This is a genomic window from Novosphingobium sp. B 225, from assembly GCF_002198665.1.
Classification (GTDB): domain Bacteria; phylum Pseudomonadota; class Alphaproteobacteria; order Sphingomonadales; family Sphingomonadaceae; genus Novosphingobium.
In genome coordinates, this window is sequence record NZ_MWLM01000003.1 from 120,846 (window position 1) to 139,160 (window position 18,315).

General features: G+C 60.3%; 15 protein-coding genes. 5 read left to right on the forward strand and 10 right to left on the reverse strand.

Going from position 1 to position 18,315, the window contains the following annotated elements:
- Positions 1–135: 135 nt before the first annotated feature.
- From MNBBLIKP_RS00790 to MNBBLIKP_RS17880, 4 genes are all read right to left on the reverse strand, one after another.
- Positions 136–2,148: a ParB/RepB/Spo0J family partition protein gene (locus MNBBLIKP_RS00790; protein ID WP_088306609.1), complete on the reverse strand. Its 2,013-nt coding sequence runs from the start codon at positions 2,146–2,148 to the stop codon at positions 136–138.
- A gap of 272 nt (positions 2,149–2,420) precedes the next feature.
- The gene (locus tag MNBBLIKP_RS17690) at positions 2,421–2,897 is read right to left on the reverse strand and encodes a hypothetical protein (RefSeq protein WP_140420492.1); all 477 of its coding nucleotides are present in this window, start codon (positions 2,895–2,897) and stop codon (positions 2,421–2,423) included.
- 82 nt (positions 2,898–2,979) lie between these two features.
- Positions 2,980–3,258 (reverse strand): hypothetical protein, encoded by a 279-nt coding sequence (locus tag MNBBLIKP_RS17695; RefSeq protein ID WP_140420493.1) that lies wholly within the window; start codon positions 3,256–3,258, stop codon positions 2,980–2,982.
- 356 nt (positions 3,259–3,614) lie between these two features.
- Positions 3,615–3,776 (reverse strand): hypothetical protein, encoded by a 162-nt coding sequence (locus MNBBLIKP_RS17880; RefSeq protein WP_176399596.1) that lies wholly within the window; start codon positions 3,774–3,776, stop codon positions 3,615–3,617.
- Between the two features lie 167 nt (positions 3,777–3,943).
- On the opposite strand from MNBBLIKP_RS17880, the gene MNBBLIKP_RS00795 reads away from it, so the two are divergent.
- On the forward strand, positions 3,944–4,303 hold the full coding sequence (locus tag MNBBLIKP_RS00795; protein ID WP_140420494.1) for a hypothetical protein: 360 nt from the start codon (positions 3,944–3,946) through the stop codon (positions 4,301–4,303).
- Positions 4,304–4,425: 122 nt separating this feature from the next.
- On the opposite strand, the gene MNBBLIKP_RS00800 is transcribed toward MNBBLIKP_RS00795, so the two are convergent.
- Both MNBBLIKP_RS00800 and MNBBLIKP_RS00805 read right to left on the reverse strand, forming a co-directional pair.
- Positions 4,426–8,664 (reverse strand): strawberry notch-like NTP hydrolase domain-containing protein, encoded by a 4,239-nt coding sequence (locus tag MNBBLIKP_RS00800; protein ID WP_088306611.1) that lies wholly within the window; start codon positions 8,662–8,664, stop codon positions 4,426–4,428.
- Positions 8,665–8,739: 75 nt separating this feature from the next.
- On the reverse strand, positions 8,740–9,636 hold the full coding sequence (locus MNBBLIKP_RS00805) for a DUF7146 domain-containing protein (RefSeq protein WP_088306612.1): 897 nt from the start codon (positions 9,634–9,636) through the stop codon (positions 8,740–8,742).
- A gap of 126 nt (positions 9,637–9,762) precedes the next feature.
- Between MNBBLIKP_RS00805 and MNBBLIKP_RS00810 the strand changes: the two genes are divergently transcribed.
- The gene (locus tag MNBBLIKP_RS00810) at positions 9,763–10,425 is read left to right on the forward strand and encodes a lytic transglycosylase domain-containing protein (RefSeq protein WP_088306613.1); all 663 of its coding nucleotides are present in this window, start codon (positions 9,763–9,765) and stop codon (positions 10,423–10,425) included.
- A gap of 795 nt (positions 10,426–11,220) precedes the next feature.
- Complete coding sequence (locus tag MNBBLIKP_RS00815) at positions 11,221–12,051, forward strand: 23S rRNA (adenine(2030)-N(6))-methyltransferase RlmJ (protein WP_088306614.1); 831 nt, start codon at positions 11,221–11,223, stop codon at positions 12,049–12,051.
- Between the two features lie 167 nt (positions 12,052–12,218).
- Here the strand turns inward: MNBBLIKP_RS00815 and MNBBLIKP_RS00820 are convergent, their stop codons facing one another.
- Both MNBBLIKP_RS00820 and MNBBLIKP_RS00825 read right to left on the reverse strand, forming a co-directional pair.
- Positions 12,219–12,539 carry a hypothetical protein gene (locus MNBBLIKP_RS00820; RefSeq protein ID WP_088306615.1) on the reverse strand — a complete coding sequence of 107 codons (321 nt, stop codon included), beginning with the start codon at positions 12,537–12,539 and terminating at the stop codon, positions 12,219–12,221.
- A 180-nt stretch (positions 12,540–12,719) separates the two neighbouring features.
- The gene (locus MNBBLIKP_RS00825; protein ID WP_088306616.1) at positions 12,720–14,465 is read right to left on the reverse strand and encodes an amidohydrolase; all 1,746 of its coding nucleotides are present in this window, start codon (positions 14,463–14,465) and stop codon (positions 12,720–12,722) included.
- Between the two features lie 89 nt (positions 14,466–14,554).
- Between MNBBLIKP_RS00825 and MNBBLIKP_RS00830 the strand changes: the two genes are divergently transcribed.
- Complete coding sequence (locus MNBBLIKP_RS00830) at positions 14,555–15,217, forward strand: Crp/Fnr family transcriptional regulator (RefSeq protein ID WP_088306617.1); 663 nt, start codon at positions 14,555–14,557, stop codon at positions 15,215–15,217.
- A gap of 27 nt (positions 15,218–15,244) precedes the next feature.
- Here the strand turns inward: MNBBLIKP_RS00830 and maiA are convergent, their stop codons facing one another.
- Both maiA and MNBBLIKP_RS00840 read right to left on the reverse strand, forming a co-directional pair.
- Complete coding sequence (gene maiA / locus MNBBLIKP_RS00835; RefSeq protein ID WP_088306618.1) at positions 15,245–15,871, reverse strand: maleylacetoacetate isomerase; 627 nt, start codon at positions 15,869–15,871, stop codon at positions 15,245–15,247.
- Positions 15,872–15,959: 88 nt separating this feature from the next.
- A complete protein-coding gene (locus tag MNBBLIKP_RS00840; protein WP_088306619.1) occupies positions 15,960–17,309 on the reverse strand; it encodes an amidohydrolase family protein in 1,350 nt (449 codons plus the stop codon).
- Between the two features lie 250 nt (positions 17,310–17,559).
- Here MNBBLIKP_RS00840 and MNBBLIKP_RS00845 point away from each other — a divergent pair, with 250 nt between their 5' ends.
- On the forward strand, positions 17,560–18,303 hold the full coding sequence (locus tag MNBBLIKP_RS00845; RefSeq protein ID WP_088306620.1) for a class I SAM-dependent methyltransferase: 744 nt from the start codon (positions 17,560–17,562) through the stop codon (positions 18,301–18,303).
- Positions 18,304–18,315: the final 12 nt, after the last annotated feature.

Here is an 18,315-nt window from a genome sequence, read left to right on the forward strand (position 1 = left end):
GGACCATTGCGCGCGACAAACCAAGGTACGCGGCGGTTTTTCCACATTTTCCAGTAACAACAAAGGAAGCGGCCCCTTGGGCAAAGCCAAGTGACCGCTTCACAGGGTACGAGTGGTCTGCCTGTCAGGAGGAGGTCAGGCAGCCAACTCGCGAGGGGTCGGATTGTCATCGTTGGCGCCCTGGGTGCCGGGGGCCGGATTGTCGGTCAGCTCACCAATCTCTGCTTCCGAGCGTTCGGCGGCGTTCACCTGCGTGCCGGCAAAACGCATGACCTCGGGCACCCACGCCAAGGCGCGTTCGCGCACTTCGACCTCGGTAATGTAGGTCCCGGCAAAAACGCGCTCGGCGCTTTCAGCGAGATCCCCCTTCTTGACCGAGGCGAACCGGCTCGCGAGATCCGGGCCGCCGACGTCGGACAAGGCATCGAGAATCACCGCCTTGGGCACCCGGTCGAAGTAGTTCGCCGCGGTGGGGCGCCACCATGCCGCCATATCGATCCCGATCAGGCCGCCGAGATGATCGTGAAGCGCGATACTGCGCTCACCCACCATGTTGAGACTGGCTTCGAGCGTCCGGCAAATGACGAAGCCAAGCCAAGCGGTACGGGCGTCGTCGCCAAGCGCGCGGAAGCTATCGAATCGCGCCGACACGGTGTCTCCACTGCGCCAGCTTTCGTCGAGGGCTGACTTGAACTCGGCAAGTGACGCACTCGCTGCTGCATCCTTGGCTTCGAACCCGATTATTGGTCCTGCCGGAGTTCCACCCCGCAGTGTCGTAGCGACGCGGGCACGGTAGTCCAATGCATCGGCATCGGCGAGCGTGAAGACCATAAGATCGAGCGCGAGGCCGGGATCGAAGGCCAGGTGAAGCGCGAGGACGTCACGGCGCTGCATCGCGAGCTCATCGACCAGGCGCTTTGACAGAGCCGCGCGGCGCTTGCGTTCGGCATTCGCTTCGGAAACGATCTCGATTCCGCCGTCTTCGCACGAAGCTTCCACCTGCCGCTGCCCATAAAACACCGGCTGGAGAACGGGGGTTCCATCGCGCGACAGGACAAGGATCATCCCAGCCTCAGCTTTGAGTTCGGGCGCGAGCACCGGCGGGCGGGCGCGGATATCCTGGCATTCGCGCTCGATCGCTTCGATGGCCTTCTCGGCTGCCGCGACGGCGTCTTCAGCGCTCCCCTCATCCTCCAGCACCGCAGCGTGCTCGTCATAGGATGCATCGAGAACATCGAGCCGGGTAAGTTCGGCTTCGGTCAGCGGTGCAGGTTCGGCCGGCAGCCGGACCAGTCCTTCGATGAGGTCATGGCTAGCGTAGGGATCGAGCGTCGGCTTCACCCAGGCCAGACCCTGCTCGGCGGCGAGAGCGGCGGCCTGCTCGTTCATCTTTGCAGTAGCGAGCGTTTCGAGCAACGCAATGTCGGCCCAGGCCTCACTGTTGTCATCGTCGAACAGTTCGCGTTCGATCCGCCCGCCCGCAGCGAGATAAGCATCGCGCCCGACCAACCGGGCCCGCGGGTCACTGGCCCGTACCGTGCCCGAAAGCACCATGCGGCGGATCGAGTCCGGATTAGGCGCATAGTAGCCAATTGAGACCTGCTCGAAGACCCGGGCCTGGATCTGCTGGTCCGACGTCGCGCCATAAGCCTTGGCGAGGTCGAGGGTGATCACGCCCGATGCCAATGCTTCCAAGACGACCGGTGCGAGCGCGGCGAGGCGCAGCCGCCCTTCGACGAACCTGACGGTCAAACCGAAGCGGGACGCCACCTGTTCAAGGCTGACGCCTGCCTCGATCAGAGCAGCGAAAGCCTGGGCCTCGTCTGCCGGGTTCATCGCCAGGCGGTGGAAATTCTCGGCAAGACTGGTTTCGATGGCAACTTCAGCAGTGTCATCGAGAACCAGACAAGTCACTTCGTGATCCTTGGGCAGAACCTTGTCATCCGCCAGAGCCAGCATCGCCTTGCGGCGGCGCTCACCAGCCTCGACCTCAAACTTGCCCTTGGCTCCGGGGCGCACGATGAGATTCTGCAACAGCCCGCAGGCTGCGATGCTGGCTTTGAGTTCAGCATCGGCCATCGCATCGGCATGACGGCGGACATTGCGCGGCGAAGCGACAAGCTTGTTGAGCGGGATCGTTTTGATCATGGAACGTACTCCTGACTAGCGAACCAGGCACGCCGACCATCGACGCCTCACTGGCTCATCAGGTGAAAGCTCCCTCCCCTCTTACATGCATGGATCGCGCGACCCTTCTCAGCTCAAGCCACTGGCTTCAAAGCAATTTCATGTGGGCGCTGAATTGGCAATCGTCGCCCATCAACAATCAGGCCAAAAGTGCGTAGCCAGAAATCTTTAGCCGAATTATTCGATCTTTCCCGATCGATAAAGTATCGGCTCTAAATCGAAAATGCGGGCTATCAGTCGATACGCATGAGACATTCACGCACTGCAGCCAAACCTGCTTCAGTCAACTGCACATTGGCAACTCTTCGATCTGATTCTTCGGCATATCGCTCTACAAGCCCTTCGCCTTCAAGCACTGCCATCCAGCGTAAACCGGTGGTTGGGGGCACTGATCCGGCAATGGAGGCACTGGTCATTCTGACTTTTCGTCCACGTACAGCAGAGATAAACAGATCAAGCAGGATGTCCCACGCGGGTTCGCCAAGGAGCTTGGAAGGCAGGATTTTCTCACGCTTGCGCCGGCCTCGGTAGATTCTCTCGGCCTTTAACACCAACGCGGAATCACCTTCCGCTGCTCCACCTTTGGGTTGTGCAGTGTCACGTTGAACAAGATGCTCCTCGCCCTCCCAGCGGACAGCAAAATCAAACAACTTTGTCGAGATTTCTCGCAAGACGGTGAAGCGCGATTCGTCTTGCCTTTCCTCACCCATCGCAGTCTCCTATCCTGGGGTTCGCTCGAATTCTCTGAACATTCAAATTCATGGTAGAAGTTGCCCTCGACATACCCGAGCACTATACCGCTATTATTCTATCTATTTCAATGCTATGAGCCTGAACTTTGGCGCGCAGTTCGGATTCTATCCGCGCTTTAAGCCCGCCTCTGTTGGGCCGTGACTTGCGACATTCATCGGCCAAGGCGGAGAGCGCCATTGAAAGATAGGCCCCCGTTACGCTCAATTTGCTCAAATCAGTCAAAGCAAGGCTCTGCTGAATGCTGGCTTCCAGAATCGCGATCACATCGCTGGATCGAAGTTTTCTGCCCATATCGCTGGCTCCATCAAGAAGCCCCATTCCCAGCTCTTGCTGCCATATCCGGCGACGCGTTACAAATTCTAGTTACCGGATGATAGCCGTGAGACTGACATAGGATTGATAACGATACGCAATAATTACACACGTTCCCCTGCGCCCACGGCGTCCTAGCTATGGGGTCCATTGCGAATCTGATTTGCCTCAGATTGATATGGCGAGCACCCCGACAAAATGAGCCTGGCAACCACGGCAGGCCGCCAGGCTCTTGGGGGTGTAGTGGGATCTCCTCGAGAGACCACCACACCAATCTGTTTAGGTTAATTCCGCTAACGATCTAACTATCGAACTATGGGCAATCTCACCTATTCAAGGTGCAAACCAGCAAGCTGCGCCCATTAAATGCCTTGGTCAGGAACAGATGCGGACAAGGATTCCACCGCCATTTGAGCGTGTGCCGCTGCTACTATCTCGCCAGCGTCATCTAATCTTGCAAGCAATTGAAGCAAATCGACATGCAACTGAAGCAAATCATCAGGCAATTTTGTTGTCTGACCCATAGCGCGAACCTCTTTTTTCAATCCATAGGTGATTACACACGTGAAGGCTAGTCAGTTACGCCAAGGTGGTGGATGAATGGGACAACCAGATCAGATACAATTTCTAAATTGCGCAAACGACCGAAGGTCTGTAATCTTATTACTCAAACACCGCGACGGAGCGCTGCGTGAACCATCAACCGATTGATACCGCACCTCCTGATGCAGCGACGCAGGCAGATGTATCAGCCCTAATCGACGCAATTCTGTCGATGCGGCGCAAGCGCGACTCGCTGTTTGGGTCGGACCTGTTTGGTGACCAGGCGTGGGACATTCTGCTCATATTGTTTGCGACATCGAATCGGGGGCTCGGACTATCGCTTGACACGCTTACATCTAAGCTAAGCGGCTCACCCGAGGTGACCAAGCGCTGGCTTCTTGTCTTGATTGAACGCGGGTACGCCAGCGCATCGCCTAGTATACCCACAGCCTATCAACTGACCGAGGCCGGAAAAAGAAAAATGCGCATCATGCACTCATCTTTCTAGAATTTCCGGAGAATAGATTTCATTTTGGCCATTCCATTTGATTTATTTTCGAAATAAAAATTCGCGTGCAACCGTATTTTTGTGAGTTATTTTTTATTCTGCGCCTCATCCATCAGATATTATTACACTATCTCAATCATAGATGATAAAATCGAAACGGCTTGCACCAATGGCACGAACAGCCGGGTCTGATAGCGAATGATTTCGGTGAAGCAGCCATGAGCCTTGTACCAGTCGAGCCGCGCCGCCGACCAACCGGCAAGTTCAAGTCGCTGCGTCCCATTGACCAAACTGCGCTTGAGCATGAGAGCTTCGCGCGCTTTGATCTGGATCGGACGACCTGCGGCAAGCACGGCATTGACGACATGCTCGGCAGAGAACGCCTGATCATTTTCGAGGCCTAGAGCCTGGCAAAGCTTAGGGACACAGTGCAGCGGCACCTCGCGACCAAGCAACGAGGTGCCATCACGCGCCGAGATCCGGCTGACGCGAACGTAGTCTGAGGGTAGTTTGTCCCAGACCGGCAACAATAGCCCGGTGGCGAGATGCATGCGCTCGCGCTTGCGGCTGGAAACAGCTTCTTTGACTTCGTCCTGCCAGTGCCGACGAAACTGTACCGGATCGACCCGCTCCCAGCTACTTTCATCGAGCTGCTCGGCGGTGAGATGGCTGCACTTCAGTGGCCGGACCAGTTCGAAGCGGGATATCCGCCTACCGTCATCTGTAAGGAGGCTTCGAGCGGGCACCAGAAGGCCAATCCGGTCAGACCTGCAGTTGCGCAGATACTGTTGCGATTCGCCAGACAAGCCATAGAGCTTGTCCAGGCGCGCCAGTGTCAAGGGTTTCAGCGCGCGCGCGATCTCGATCTCCAGAAGGTGGGTGGTCGCCCCGGAGAGTTCATCGGTGCGCAGCAAGGTGTCGGATAGCACCTCGAAGTGCTCGACCGCGATAGTTTCGACGCCAAGATCTAGCGTGCCTGCCTGCCGTGCAGCGTCGATCCGCGCTTCGACCAGCCCCAGGAACTCATCGAATATGCCGTTCTGGAGCGCAATCGGCAGCGCGAGGACGCGATTGAGCCAGCGTTGGATCGGCGGAAGATCATCGACCATCAATCCGTCCGGGCCTTCGATCCTGAGGCCAGTCAGTTCCTCGAACAGCGCAAGCGAAACAGCCTCAAGTTTGCCGCCAAACAGCAGGCCAAACCAGCGCTGGAGCGCTTCCTTGGCGTAGCTACTCTCGAGGTTGTCAGCCGGATCGAACAGATTCTGACCGCCGGTCTGGCGCTGTCCGCGGGTGAGAGCGCCGAGGCTGTCGAGCCGCCGCGCGATAGTCGAAATGAACCGGCGCTCGCCGCGCACATCGGTCGTCACGGGGCGAAACAGCGGTGCTGAGGCCTGATTGGTGCGGTTGGTTCGGCCAAGGCCCTGGATCGCAGCGTCGGCCCGCCAACCCGGCTCGAGCAGGAAGTGAATCCGGCGCGCCTGGTTCCGGGCGGCCAGGTCAGCGTGATAGCTGCGGCCGGTGCCGCCGGCATCTGAGAAGACCAAAATCTGCTTGGTCCCATCCATGAACGCTTGAGTTTCGGAAATGTTGGCCCGGGGGCTGCGCGATTGGAGCATCTGGCGCCCATCACGCCCGACAATCAGGCGGCGGGTGCGGCCTGTGACCTCGGCAACTGCATCGACCCCAAACCGCTCGATGATCGCATCGAGCGCTATAGCGATCGGCGGGAGCGCGCAGAGTTGCTCGATCATGCGGTCGCGGGCGGCAAGCGCCGAACGGCATAGTACGGGTGCGCCCGTGTCGTCGGTCATCGGCTCGGAGCGTGGATTGCCGTTCTCGTCGATGAACACCCCCATGAGCCGGACGGGAAAGCTCTTGGTAAGGTAGTCGATCACGTATTCGCGGGGGGAAAGGTCAACATCGAGCAGTTCACGTTCGGCATCAGTGATGCCAGCGAGCCGGCGTTTGAGCATGGCTTCCGCGGTCGAGACGAGTTGCACCACCACGGCGTTGCCTTCAGAAATTGCAGTCTCGATTGCGGGAAGCAGGCTCGGTAGCTTCATTGAGAGCAAAAGCTGCGCAAAGAAGCGCTGCTTGGTGCCCTCGAAGATCGAGAGAGCCGCAGCTTTGGCTCCCGAGTTCAGCGTGTCGCCACTATCCTGGTCGACGATGCGGGTCGCTTCGAGCGCTTCGCGAAGGTTAGTATGAATGATCGCCCAGGCCTCGGCATAAGCGTCGTAAACCGCAACTTGATCGCTGCTCAGGCAATGCTCAAGGAGCTCGTATTCGACCCCAGCGAACGACAATGCCCGCGCAGTGTAAAGGCCAAGGGATTTAAGATCGCGGGCGACCAGTTCCATCGCCGCAATCCCTCCGCTGCGGATGTCGGCAACGAACGCCTCGCGGTTGGCGAACGCAGTTTCAGGTCCCCACAGTCCAAGCCGGGTCGCATAGGCCAGATTATTGACATCCGACGCCCCGGTAGCTGAGGCGTAAAGGACGCGGGCGCGCGGCAAAAGATTCTGCAGACGCACACCGGCCACACCCTGCTCGGAGCCTTTGACCTTGCCGCGAGAGCCTTCGCCGCCTGCAGCGTTGGCCATGGCGTGAGCTTCATCAAAGACGATTACGCCCTCGAAGTGTTCTCCGGCCCAGGCAAGGATCTGCTCAAGCCGGGTCGCGTCGCTGCGCCCCGAGCGTAGAGTCGGGTAGGTGACGAACAGGATTCCTTCGCGCATTGTGATGGGCGTGCCCAGTTTCCATTGTCCAAGCGGCTGCACATCGATCGGGAGGCCGCCCAGAGCGGTCCAGTCACGGCGGGCATCTTCCAGCAGCGCCTCGTTCTTGGATATCCAGATGTGGCGGCGCTCGCCGCGCACCCAGCGATCGAGGATGACAGCTGCAACCTGTCTGCCCTTGCCAGCGCCTGTCCCGTCGCCGAGGAAGTAGCCCATCCGGTAGGCGCACCCGTTGGCGCTGGCTTTAAGAGCGCAGCCCTTGCCTTCGGGTTCGAAGAGTCCAGCAAGGTCGCGCGAATGGGCGCTCGCTGCATAGATCAGCGTCTCGGTCTGTGCCTCCGAAAGCAGGCCATCTGCGATGAGGTTTGAGGGAAGCTGAGGAACAGCCGCTGGCAACGGTGCAGTGATTGAGCCCATGGCGATGGACTCCACCAGCGGGGTCGGATGGTCCCGCGCACCTTCGATCGCGATCCGACTGGGCCGGTAAGGCAAGTAATGCCCAACCTGCTGCGCGATTGGTGCTGGTGCCTCAAGCGGCTGGTAGGCAACCGACTGGATAGCAGGCTCCGTCACTGAGGAACGAACAGGGAGCGGGATTGGCTTTCGGCCTGGGGCGACCAGGCGCAGCGGAACAATCGCCTTCGCGGCGATCACTGGTTCATCGGCTGCTGGTATTCGACTGGGCAGACGATCGATCAGCAAGCAGAGCTCGGCAAAAGTCACCGACCTGGCGATAACGGGCATGTCACCACCATCGACCTTGTCCAGGACCAGGAGGCGCGTGGTGATCGAGGTCCCTTGCTTGATGAACCCGCGCTCGATTTCCGCATTGAGACGCAGCGTGACCGGGCCGGCAATGCCATTGAGGAAGCGCGGCAGATCGAACCATTCGGGCATCACCGCGACAAGCCGTCCACCCGGGAGCAAACGCTTCCAGGCCGAACGCAAATGCCGCGCTCCGGTGCGCCCATCATGGCCGCGCTCGATCCCGTGCGAATAGGGCGGGTTCATCAGCACCACACTTGGCGCAAGCTGGGCTCCGAGCAATTCGTCGATCAGTTCGCCATCAAAGTCCGTCACCGGTGCTGCCGGGAACAAGGCCCCCAGGCATTCGCGGCGCAGCGGTGAAATCTCGTTGAGCGCGAGCCGGGTGCCAGCCTTTGCGGCCCAGACCGCGAGCATGCCCGTGCCCGCCGACGGTTCGAGCACAAGTTCGCCCGGAACGAGGGCGCAGGCCCGCGCAGCCAGCCAGGCAACCCGCGGCGGGGTTGCAAACTGCTGCCATTCGATCTGCTCTTCGCTGCGGCTGGTTTGGCTGAGCACCAGTGCCTCCAACCGGGTGAAAGCCTGATCGGCGCACTCGGAAGACATCGCAGTGGTCAGGCCCGCCGCGCCTTGCACCTGCAGAACCTGAGCCAACTCGAGCGCCGCGTGGGCTTCGCGCACCGACCAGCGCCCTTCAGCGTCACTACCCCCGAAGTGTTCGCACAACACAGCGTTGAGGTCGGAGCGCAAGATCGGCTCGTTCGAACTGAGCTTTGCGGCAAGTACCCGCGCGGCTGACAAGACCAGCGGTTCTGCAGGGTCGGGAAAAGCGAATGCGGGTGAAGTAACAGACATCGGAAACCTCCTGACGAGGCCCAATTCCGTCAAGGGGCCTCAATGGCCCCAAGCCCTCTCTCCTCTCTGCGATGCTCAAACCGCCGCACGGATGCGGCTAAGCAGCACATCATTCCAATCGTCACCCAATCGTTCGGGCGGACGGGAGACAATCCGCCGCTTTTCACAGGCGTAGGCCTCGCGGGCACGCTCTTCAGCGAGCCGACCCCCGGCATCATTGTCGACGAACAGGTTCAATTCACGGACTGATTCCGGAATGGTGACGAGGCCGAACCGCTCGTTGCCAAGCGTTGCCCAGCAGGGGATACCAAACAATTGCATCGCAGAGAGCGCAGTTTCGACGCCTTCCGCGAGGCCCAGGCGACCACCACGCGGCCAGGCCAGGCGCACAGCGCCCGTCCCCAAGCTACCGAGCGCGCGTTTCGGTTGTTCGAATGCCGCCAGGCGATCGCTGTCGGAATCGAGGAAGGTCCGGTGAAGCGCCAGCACACCGGCATCATTACGCACGGCTGATACCAAAGCTGGCAGGAACCGCACCGCGCCCATTGGCCCAAGTGGCATGCGCGGATGGAAGCGAAGGTCGGACGATGCCACCGTGATGCCCCGGCCAAACAAATAGCGCTCGGCTGGGCTGCCCGCGAGGATAGAAGCCTCGCGCCAGAGCCTCAACGCGTTACGGTCGACAACCTCTTCGCGCGCAACGGGCGATACTGGTCCGCCCTTCGCGCCAAACAAGTCGGAAAGCCTGACACCGAGTTTAGCCATCCCCTGCATGACCGCTTCATTGCTGCAACCGGCGAAGCAATGGACCAGGACTGCGCGCTTGCCGAGCGTGATGCTGAGCGATGGCGTGCGGTCGGAATGAGCCGGACAGCAGCACATGCCGCGCGAGCGCGACCAGGTGCCGCCCAGTGCTTCGACAATCTTGCGGGCACGATGTTCGAGCGCATTGCGACCTTGAACGTTGGGCATAGGGCATCTCCATTGTGACATGCCTCCACCCGCGCAGCCTCCGCTCTGCGCCGCTGACAATGTGTTTTCCTACAACATATGTTCTATATATGTTCTCTTGCGATTCGACCAGAGCAGGAATTGCAAATGACTAGAAAAACGACGTTCGCCCTTGCCCTTTCCGCTAGTCTTGGCGTTTCTTGTCCGGCGGTTGCGCAACAGTCCGACCAGCAATTCGCACCGAGCGAAACTGTCTCGGGCGGAGCTAGGGTTGACGAGAGCCAGGGCGGATTTAACCTGGTAACCCATGGCGTTTGGGAAGCGCCAACGCCTGTTTCCATGTTCCTGACCGATCTCCCAAAGAGGCAGGATTCCCCGCCTGTGCCCACAGCTCTTCGAAGGCTGAGTCCTCTCCCTGCCCCGAGCTACCGGCGCGCCGTCTATCTTCCGCAAGTCTATGCAGCCGAAGCCCAATTCCGGCTTCCGAATGGATTGCTAGATGCGCTGATCTGGACCGAATCCCGCTACAATCCGTTCGCCGTCAGTAGCGCCGGCGCCGCAGGGCTTGGTCAACTTATGCCTAAGACAGCCCGCGATCTCGGAGTTGCAAATCGATTCGATCCGCGCGCCAACCTATGGGCGTCCGCGCGTTACCTCCGCCAGATGCTGAACAAGTTTGGAATGGTGCACCTAGCAGTAGCTGCCTACAATGCGGGGCCGGGCGCTGTGGAACGTGCACGTGGGATCCCACTCAACGGTGAGACGCCCGCTTACGTGCGCAGCGTGCTCGAGTTTTGGGGGGCGAGGTGACTGAGTCGGGCGGAAATGGTTAACGCAAGCGCGAGCGTTTGAGCGGGCTCTTTCACCGCCGCAACCGTGGCCCTACGTTGCGACCGGCCCGAGAGAAATCATGGTTTTAGCTTACTATGAAATCAATTCTGACCAATCATGTCAGCGCGTGGCTTTAGAAGGCACAAATGCTGGACTTAATCGGCTGCAGGTCGATTGGATCATGCGAGCCTCGTCCTGAACGTCAAAGCCCGAGTCTAACCCTAATTCGGGTATCGCCCCAAGCCTGTCAGACCGATCAGGGCCGATTCTTCCAGTGTGCTGAATGTCGAGGACCTCATGCCTGAGAAGGCCCATTTGTGCCACGATTTGTGCCATGATTTTTCTTGATTGAATCCGAAAATCGAAGTAAGTCTTGGAAATCCGCAGATTTCTGCGGGTCTCAGTTGGTTGTCGGCGGACGGAACATTCCGTGAACACGGATTTTGGTACCGGCATTCGCAGGTTCGAATCCTGCCGCCCCAGCCAGATCTTGATTTCAGCCATTTCTGATCAAGCAATCTGGCGGTGGCCGTCTGTTCATTTATGTGGCGTCAAATGGAAGCACGCTCTGGCGGCTCGCCTTGTGCTGGCCGATGCACACCTGCGCCGCTGGTGATGATCGCCAACCCGGGAGTTGAGGCCTCGAGCAGAAGTGCTTTGAAGGATTCCGCCCGGCTCTATACGAGCGCCGGATTGGTTACTTCCATCGAATCGCACTCAGCTTCCGCGTCCGGCAGCTTATACAGAGGCAGATCGTCAGGGTTCTGAATCACAATGAATTATCGCCATTCCTACCATGCTGGAAATAGCGCCGATGTCGTGAAGCACAGCCTGCTGATCGCTCTGGTGCGGTCCTTGCAGCTCAAGCCGGGCGCGCTGACCCTAATTGACACCCATGCCGGCTGCGGGCTGTACGACCTTGGCGGCGCAGAGGCCCAGCGCACTGGCGAAGCCACGCAGGGTGTGCTGCGAGCCTTGACCGACATGAACCCCTTGCTGAACGACTACCGCGCCGCCGTGCAGGCAGTGAACGCCAGGGCCGAGCTGCGCCTCTATCCCGGCTCACCGCAGATTCTGGCACAGCTGCTGCGCCCGCAGGATTGTCTGATCCTGAACGAAAAGCACCCCGAGGACGCCCATTCCCTGCGCGGCGCGATGCGCGGCACCTCTGCGGCCGTGCATGAGCGTGACGCCTACGAACTGTGGCTGGCGCTGCTGCCGCCCCGCACGCCGCGCGGCGTGGTGGTGGTCGATCCGCCGTACGAGCAAACCGACGAACGCACCCGTATCACCACCACACTCGCCGCTGCCTGCCGCAAGTGGGCGCATGGCGTGACGGTGATCTGGTATCCGCTGAAAGACCGTGCCACGCACTGGCACTGGAAGAACCAGCTGCGCAAGCTCGGCATCCCGAAATTGCTGTGCGTGGAGCATTGGTTGTACGATAGTGATCAGCCCGGCATCTATAACGGCGCGGGCCTTTTTATCGTCAACCCGCCTTACGCCTTCACGCAGGGCCTGCCGCCTCTGCTCGACGCCCTGCGCGCCGCGCTGGCACCCGATGGGCATAGGGGCGAGATCAGTGCAGGTTGGTTGGGCGACTAGAATTATACCAACCTTCTCACAAAAGAGAAATTGACGCACCGCATGGATGCGCCATCCCAGCCCTATGCGGGGCTGTTCGCCATTCTGCGCTTTTGACAAACTGCTTATCTTGCATCTTTGCCCCGGCACGGCTGCCCGCGGCCAAGGTCAGGACACAGGATCAGGACCTAGTTACCATCAGCATCGACCACAAAAACCATCGGCTTTCCCCGCGAAGCAGGATCCCAGCCGGCGTGTAACGCTGCCTGAATACCCCTGATGACAATCGCGTCACTGATCTGGAGGCGCCCTCGTTGCATTCCTTTCAGCAAGCGTTTCAGCGGAGGGAATTCCAGCAAAGCTCCGCGCTGGGTGTGCTTGCGCTGCAATGCGATGGTCATGCCTTTCCAGCCTTCAAACTCGCTCCACCGCGGCTCGCTCCGCAGTTCCCACTCATATTGAAACCCGTCGACGTCGACGATACCGGAAAGCTTGTGGATGTTGGCCATGCCGCCCTGCCTAGCAGGTCTGCGACTACAAACCAGCGGCTGGTTGGCGCTTGGTATGCAACTGAACGCCCGTCTGCTTCGGCGCTCGCCAATTCAATTTTCATCGACTGCTTTTGCGGCGTGAGCGGTTCCCGGGGTCAGAACCTTTTGAAAGACGCACACTGCAACAACGCGTATCGGTTACAACCCGCCGCCAGAGGCGGCAAAAGTCCCTTCGAAAATGACGCCTTTGACTCGCAGTTCCCTCAACTTTGCGGCACCAACCGTATAGGGATCGCGATCCAGCACGGTGAAATCGGCCTTTTTACCGACGGCGATCGAGCCGATCAGCGCGTCCATACCGATCACCTGCGCGGCTTCGATGGTGATCGCCCGCAGCGCCTTGTCGAGGGTCAGCCGTTCGTTCGGTGCCTTGACCTTGCCGCCGATCGTCACGCGGTTAGCGGCGATCCATGCCAGGTAGAGCGGATCAACCGGGGCCATGTTGAAATCGCTGTGCAGCCCCAGCGGCACGCCTTTGCGCTCCAGCGAGCCGAGCCGGTTCATATGGGCCGCGCGGTCCGGACCCAGGCCTTCACGTTCGTAAGCATCGCCCAGAACGCGGATGTAATTGGGCTGGGCCGAGACCATCAGGCCCATCTTGGCGATCCGCCGGTTCTGCGCTTCGGTTGAATAGCCAAGGTGCTCAAGCGTGATCGTCTGGCCGGGCCTGACCGGGAGCTGCGCGATCAGATCGAGCACGACATCGAGCCCTTCATCGCCGTTGACGTGGAGATGCAGGTGAAAACCCGCGGCCCAGAACCGGATGGCCATTTCGCGGCCATGCTCGGGTTCGGTCAGCCACTTGCCGATATGGCCATCAAGATAGCCCGGCGCGTTCATCCGCATGTTGAGCGCAAAGAACGCCCCATCGAACAGAATCTTGACCCGCCGGTCGACCCGCACACGGGGCGAGGCATATGTCCTGCTGCAATCGGCCAGCCACTTGTCAAGATCAGCAATCGCGCCCATTTGCGTCGCCATCGGCATCAGCATCACGCGCGAGGGATTGCCGCTTTGTTCAAACGCCGCCTTGATCAGGCCGGCTTCCATTTCGAAATTGGCGAAAATGCCGGTGCCCATGTCGGATATGGTGGTCACGCCGCTGGTCAGCATCATCTGCTTGAACGCGACCATTCCGCTTTGAATTTTTTCGGGCGCGAGGATTAGGGGCCGCATCTTGGCCAGCGCAACATTGGCGGCGGTTTCGGAGAAATGCGCCTTGGCGAAGTTGGCGTGTTCGGGATCGGCCTTGGCTGCAGCAACTGCGGCATCGAACTGCGCCTGGGTTTCGAAACCCCAGCGCTTCATCGTTGCGGTGTTTACGATGATGTCATGGAAACTGCGCTGCCAGATGATCACCGGTCGGTCGGGGGCGATCTGATCGAGCACTGTGCGGTCGAGCGGCCCGTGGAACAGTTCGTGATAGCCCCAGCACAGGAAGATATCGGCCTTTGACGCAGCGAGCATCTCGGTCAGCCGTTGGCGATAAGCCGCCTGGGTCTGCGCGCCCGGATAATAGCCCGAGGGCAGCTTCCAGTCATCGGGCGCAAGGTAGGGCATGTTGAGCGCCACGGCCGCCATCACTGGGTGCACGTGCGGATCGATCAGCCCAGGCATCAGCACGTCACGGGCAAAGCGCCGGTCAACCTCAACGCTGCGGCCGCGCGTCCAGGGCTCCAGTTCGGCCAGAGAATTGGCAATTCCCAGGATCACGCCATCAGCAACCGCCACGAACCTGGCTGATGGATTCGACGGTTCCATCGTCACGATCCGGCCCGCCTCGAATATCTTGACCTTGGCGTAGGACAAATCCGCACCAGAAGCGGCGGCGGCAAACGGCATTGCGGCCAGCATTGCCAAGTGTTCGCGGCGTGAAATGCCCATCAGTTCCTCCAGTCTGGTGCTTTGTGCTTCATGGCTATCACTCTTGACCCGATGCAATTATTAAGTCCTTTGGAATTGAGAGTGCGACCATGACAGATCACGGATCACCAAATCTGCTGGCGCTGCTGACTGCGCAAGAAGCGGCGCGCCTGAGCGCGCTGTGCCGCCGCCGACACTACCGCGACGGCCAGGTCATTCACGAGCGCGGCGATCCCGAATTGCGCATGGGGCTGGTCATCAAGGGCTGCGTCAATCTGATGCGACTGAACCGGCAAGGTGAAGTGGCCTTTGCCCTGACCGTACATGCCGGCCAAAATTACGGCGACACAGTAGCGCTTGACCGGTTTGAACGGACCCACCGTGCGGTTGCCGTGGGAAAAACCGAGATCGATTTCCTGTCCGCAACTGCGCTTCAACATGTCCTGGAAAGCGAACCGGGAATCGTCGCAGCCTTGTACCGCGTGGCAGCGCATCGGCTGATCGCGGCGGTCGATCTGATCGATGACATGCGCATGCTCGGGATCGAAGCGCGGCTGGCAAAGCGTTTGCTGGCGATGCTGGATCAATCCAGTCAGCCGGGCCGTATCAACTGCGTGCAAGAGGAATTGGCCCAGCTGCTTGGCGTGTCAGCCGTGACGATTTCCAAGGGGTTGCGTGTTCTCGAAGGCCAGGCTCTGATCAAGACCGGATATCGGCATTTGCTGGTTCCAGATGTGGAGCGCCTGAAAGTCTGGCTCGAAACCGAGGATTAGTCACAAGGAACCTGAACACGATGCGATCTATTCAGCATCCGGCTGAACGTCCGGCCGGGAACGCCTGAAGGCGTCGAGTTCCAGGCAGGCGGTTTCGATCTCGAGGATTCGTGGCAGAGCGATTTCCGCGCCAAACCGGCGCGCATTGACCAGTTGCGGGATCAGGAAAATGTCGGCCAGCCCTGGCGCATCGCCGAAGCAGAACGGGCCGGCGCCTTCCGGCAACAACGCAGAAAATGCCTCCAGCCCTTCCTCGATCGTGGTCCGGGCCCAGGCCTTGACCGCTTCTTCGCCCAGACCGTTTTCGCGCAAGCGATCCAGCACCTTCAGATTCTGGATCGGATGCACATCACAAGCAATCACTTGCGCCGCAGCCCGAACCCGGGCCCGCTCAAGTGGGCTCGCTGGAAGCAGCGGCGGCTGGGGGTGGGTCTCGTCAAGATATTCGCAGATCGCCAATGACTGCGTCAGCACCTGTGCGCCAAGCTGCAGTGCAGGCACCAGCCCTTGCGGATTAAGCGCCAGAAATGCAGGCGCACGCTGTTCGTACTTGCGCAGATGATGGAACACATTTTCAAACGGCAGACCCTTGAGGTTGAGCGCAAGCCTGACGCGGTATGACGCGGTCGAGCGGAAATAACCGTGAAGGATCATTGCTTAGGTTCCTGTTGCTCAAGATTGCCCGGGGCAGCCTGCACTGGCGGAATTCCTCGCCTAATTTCCTGTCAGCCCCATAACGCGGCTACTGGTTGAGCCCGGGCTCGTCCAGATCACCCTTTGCCAGAGGGCGATAGTCTTCGCGGCGGAACAGCTTGCCGCGCTTGATGGTGAAGACAACGCTGCGCAGGTTGCTGACATCGTCCAGCGGATTGCGTTCGACGAAGACCAGATTGGCCAGCTTGCCTGGCTCGATTGTCCCCATTTCCTGTTCCTGCCCAGCCGCCCTGGCAGCGACCACCGTGGCGGCCTTGATCGCATCGATGGGGGGAAGCCCGGCCTTGTCCGTCAGCAGCTCTATCTCCTCATGCAGCGAGGGATAAGGATCACTCCATTCCGTCTCGCCGTCGGTCCCGGCGGAAATCGGCACCCCGGCGCGCCATGCCTGGTTGGCCAGCCGCGCGCCAAGGGCCAGGTCACAGCGACGCGGCCCGGCGGGTATTGGGGCTTGCCGGGCATAGACCCGCAAGGTTGCGTCCAGTACCTGCCCCTGGCGGCGCATCGCACTGAACAGTTTGGCCAATTGCGGACTGTCGCCTTCGGCAAAGGCGGCAGGATCAATCGCGCGCCGCTGGTGGTATGTTCCCGCCCGAACGCCGTTGATCTGATAGACCAGGCTGCAGACATGGGAGACCACATCGACCCCGGCGTGAACGACATCGACCGGCAGCGCAGGAAAGACCGTGGCATGCGCCCAGACCTTGATGCCCTGGCGGTGTGCTTCGTCCGTGATGCGCTGCACGATGCGCGGCGAAAGGTTGGCGTAGAGCTTGATGGCAGTAGCCCCGGTTCCGCGCGCCTTGGCAACCGCCAGAGGGATGTCGGTGCGATCATCGATCGCCTGCATCCACGCCGTCTGTCCCGGCATGGCGCCCTGAGCCGAAGCCTTGGTCCGGGGATCGCTGAAAAACGAAGGACCGGCCATCAGCGCAACAAAGTGGATATCCGGACCCGGAATTTCGCCCAGCAATGCTTCACGCTGGATTTCAGCCAGAAACCGGGTGTCCCCCGCCAGATCCCGCGCAGCCGTGATACCGCCGTAAAGCTGACGGCGCATCACGGCTTCAGCATAGCGGCGCAGTGGCTGCGTACCCAGGTGCCCATGGGTTTCGATCAGGCCCGGCAAGACATAGAGGCCGCGCGCGTCAATCTCTTCCGCCTGCGGGATCGGTACATAGGTCCGATCGGACGAAACGGCGCGGATCCGATCCCCCTCCAGCGTCACGGCCATGTCTGGCTGGGCCGATGCGGAAATCGCGTCGATCAGTGTCACGTGACGGTACACCCGTACTGACGCACTTATCGGTTGGCTGCCGCCTTCTGCGATGGCCGGGGCGGCGAGCAAGGCCAGGGCAGTCAGGAATCGGGTTCGCATCAGCGCAGTCTAGATGCTGGCCATCGGCCCGCAAGCAATTCCCGCGTGGCGGCGGGCCCAGGATTTCGATCTTCATCAAGCGCGCCAATACCGGTTGCGGCAGGCCGGAATGCTGCGCGGGCACGATTGCGGCAGGCTCTTGGCGCCGTTAGCAGGCTTGCCGGGGGATCCGTGACGATTGACCTGGCGACCGGGTAATGCTGATCGGCCAGCGCTGGCACTTCGCGCCAAGCTGTGACATGCAGCCGCAATGCGACGCGGGGGAAATTCTGCCAGGGCGCGGCTGCGCCGGATGCTCAAGGCGCTGCCCGGGGCGCGGGGAATGGCGCTGTGGGTTCGGCGCACCTTTATTCCGCACTACCGCGAAATTCACCGCCTCCGCCGGGCCGAGGCGGAACAGCTGCTCCAGCCCTATCCTACAACCGGGGAGGATCGCTATCCCGAGGTATTTGACGAGCTGGCGCGGCTACTAAAGAAACTGCCCTGCCCACAAATCCTCTCGTTTGGCTGTTCCAGTGGAGCGGAAGTGCGAGCATTGCGCCGGCGCATGCCCCATGCACGGATCGTGGGGATCGACCTTAACCGCCGGATGATCGCGCAGGCCCGCGCAGCCGATCCGGCCCATGCCGAAGACTATCGCAGCGCCGGTGCGCCCGAACCAGGGGAGCGATTTGATGCCGTGCTGGCCATGGCGGTATTCCGCCACGGCGATCTTGAATTCCACCGCCCAGAGACTTGCTCGGCAATCTTGCCTTTTGCGCGGTTCGAAAAGGGATTGGCCCTGCTTGACCAGCATCTCAACTCCGGCGGCTGGCTGGCACTGTTCAACCAGCAGTTCCGCTTTGCCGATTGCACCCTTGCCCCGCGTTATGGCGTGGAACCGCTACGCATGGCAGAGCACCAGGCGCTGCACTTGCTCTATGGCCCGGACGATCGCCGCATCGCGGGCACTTCCGTAACCGAAGTATTGTTTCGCAAGCAGGCCGATGGCTAAGCGCGAGACGGT

What these genes read in the sequence shown, in the direction of transcription:
- MNBBLIKP_RS00790 (WP_088306609.1), bottom strand. Translation starts at nt 2,148, where the DNA reads ATGATCAAAACGATCCCGCTCAACAAGCTTGTCGCTTCGCCGCGCAAT.
- MNBBLIKP_RS17690 (WP_140420492.1), bottom strand. Translation starts at nt 2,897, where the DNA reads ATGGGTGAGGAAAGGCAAGACGAATCGCGCTTCACCGTCTTGCGAGAA.
- MNBBLIKP_RS17695 (WP_140420493.1), bottom strand. Translation starts at nt 3,258, where the DNA reads ATGGGGCTTCTTGATGGAGCCAGCGATATGGGCAGAAAACTTCGATCC.
- MNBBLIKP_RS17880 (WP_176399596.1), bottom strand. Translation starts at nt 3,776, where the DNA reads ATGGGTCAGACAACAAAATTGCCTGATGATTTGCTTCAGTTGCATGTC.
- MNBBLIKP_RS00800 (WP_088306611.1), bottom strand. Translation starts at nt 8,664, where the DNA reads ATGTCTGTTACTTCACCCGCATTCGCTTTTCCCGACCCTGCAGAACCG.
- MNBBLIKP_RS00805 (WP_088306612.1), bottom strand. Translation starts at nt 9,636, where the DNA reads ATGCCCAACGTTCAAGGTCGCAATGCGCTCGAACATCGTGCCCGCAAG.
- MNBBLIKP_RS00810 (WP_088306613.1), top strand. Translation starts at nt 9,763, where the DNA reads ATGACTAGAAAAACGACGTTCGCCCTTGCCCTTTCCGCTAGTCTTGGC.
- MNBBLIKP_RS00815 (WP_088306614.1), top strand. Translation starts at nt 11,221, where the DNA reads ATGAATTATCGCCATTCCTACCATGCTGGAAATAGCGCCGATGTCGTG.
- MNBBLIKP_RS00820 (WP_088306615.1), bottom strand. Translation starts at nt 12,539, where the DNA reads ATGGCCAACATCCACAAGCTTTCCGGTATCGTCGACGTCGACGGGTTT.
- MNBBLIKP_RS00825 (WP_088306616.1), bottom strand. Translation starts at nt 14,465, where the DNA reads ATGGGCATTTCACGCCGCGAACACTTGGCAATGCTGGCCGCAATGCCG.
- MNBBLIKP_RS00830 (WP_088306617.1), top strand. Translation starts at nt 14,555, where the DNA reads ATGACAGATCACGGATCACCAAATCTGCTGGCGCTGCTGACTGCGCAA.
- maiA (WP_088306618.1), bottom strand. Translation starts at nt 15,871, where the DNA reads ATGATCCTTCACGGTTATTTCCGCTCGACCGCGTCATACCGCGTCAGG.
- MNBBLIKP_RS00840 (WP_088306619.1), bottom strand. Translation starts at nt 17,309, where the DNA reads ATGCGAACCCGATTCCTGACTGCCCTGGCCTTGCTCGCCGCCCCGGCC.
- MNBBLIKP_RS00845 (WP_088306620.1), top strand. Translation starts at nt 17,560, where the DNA reads ATGCGACGCGGGGGAAATTCTGCCAGGGCGCGGCTGCGCCGGATGCTC.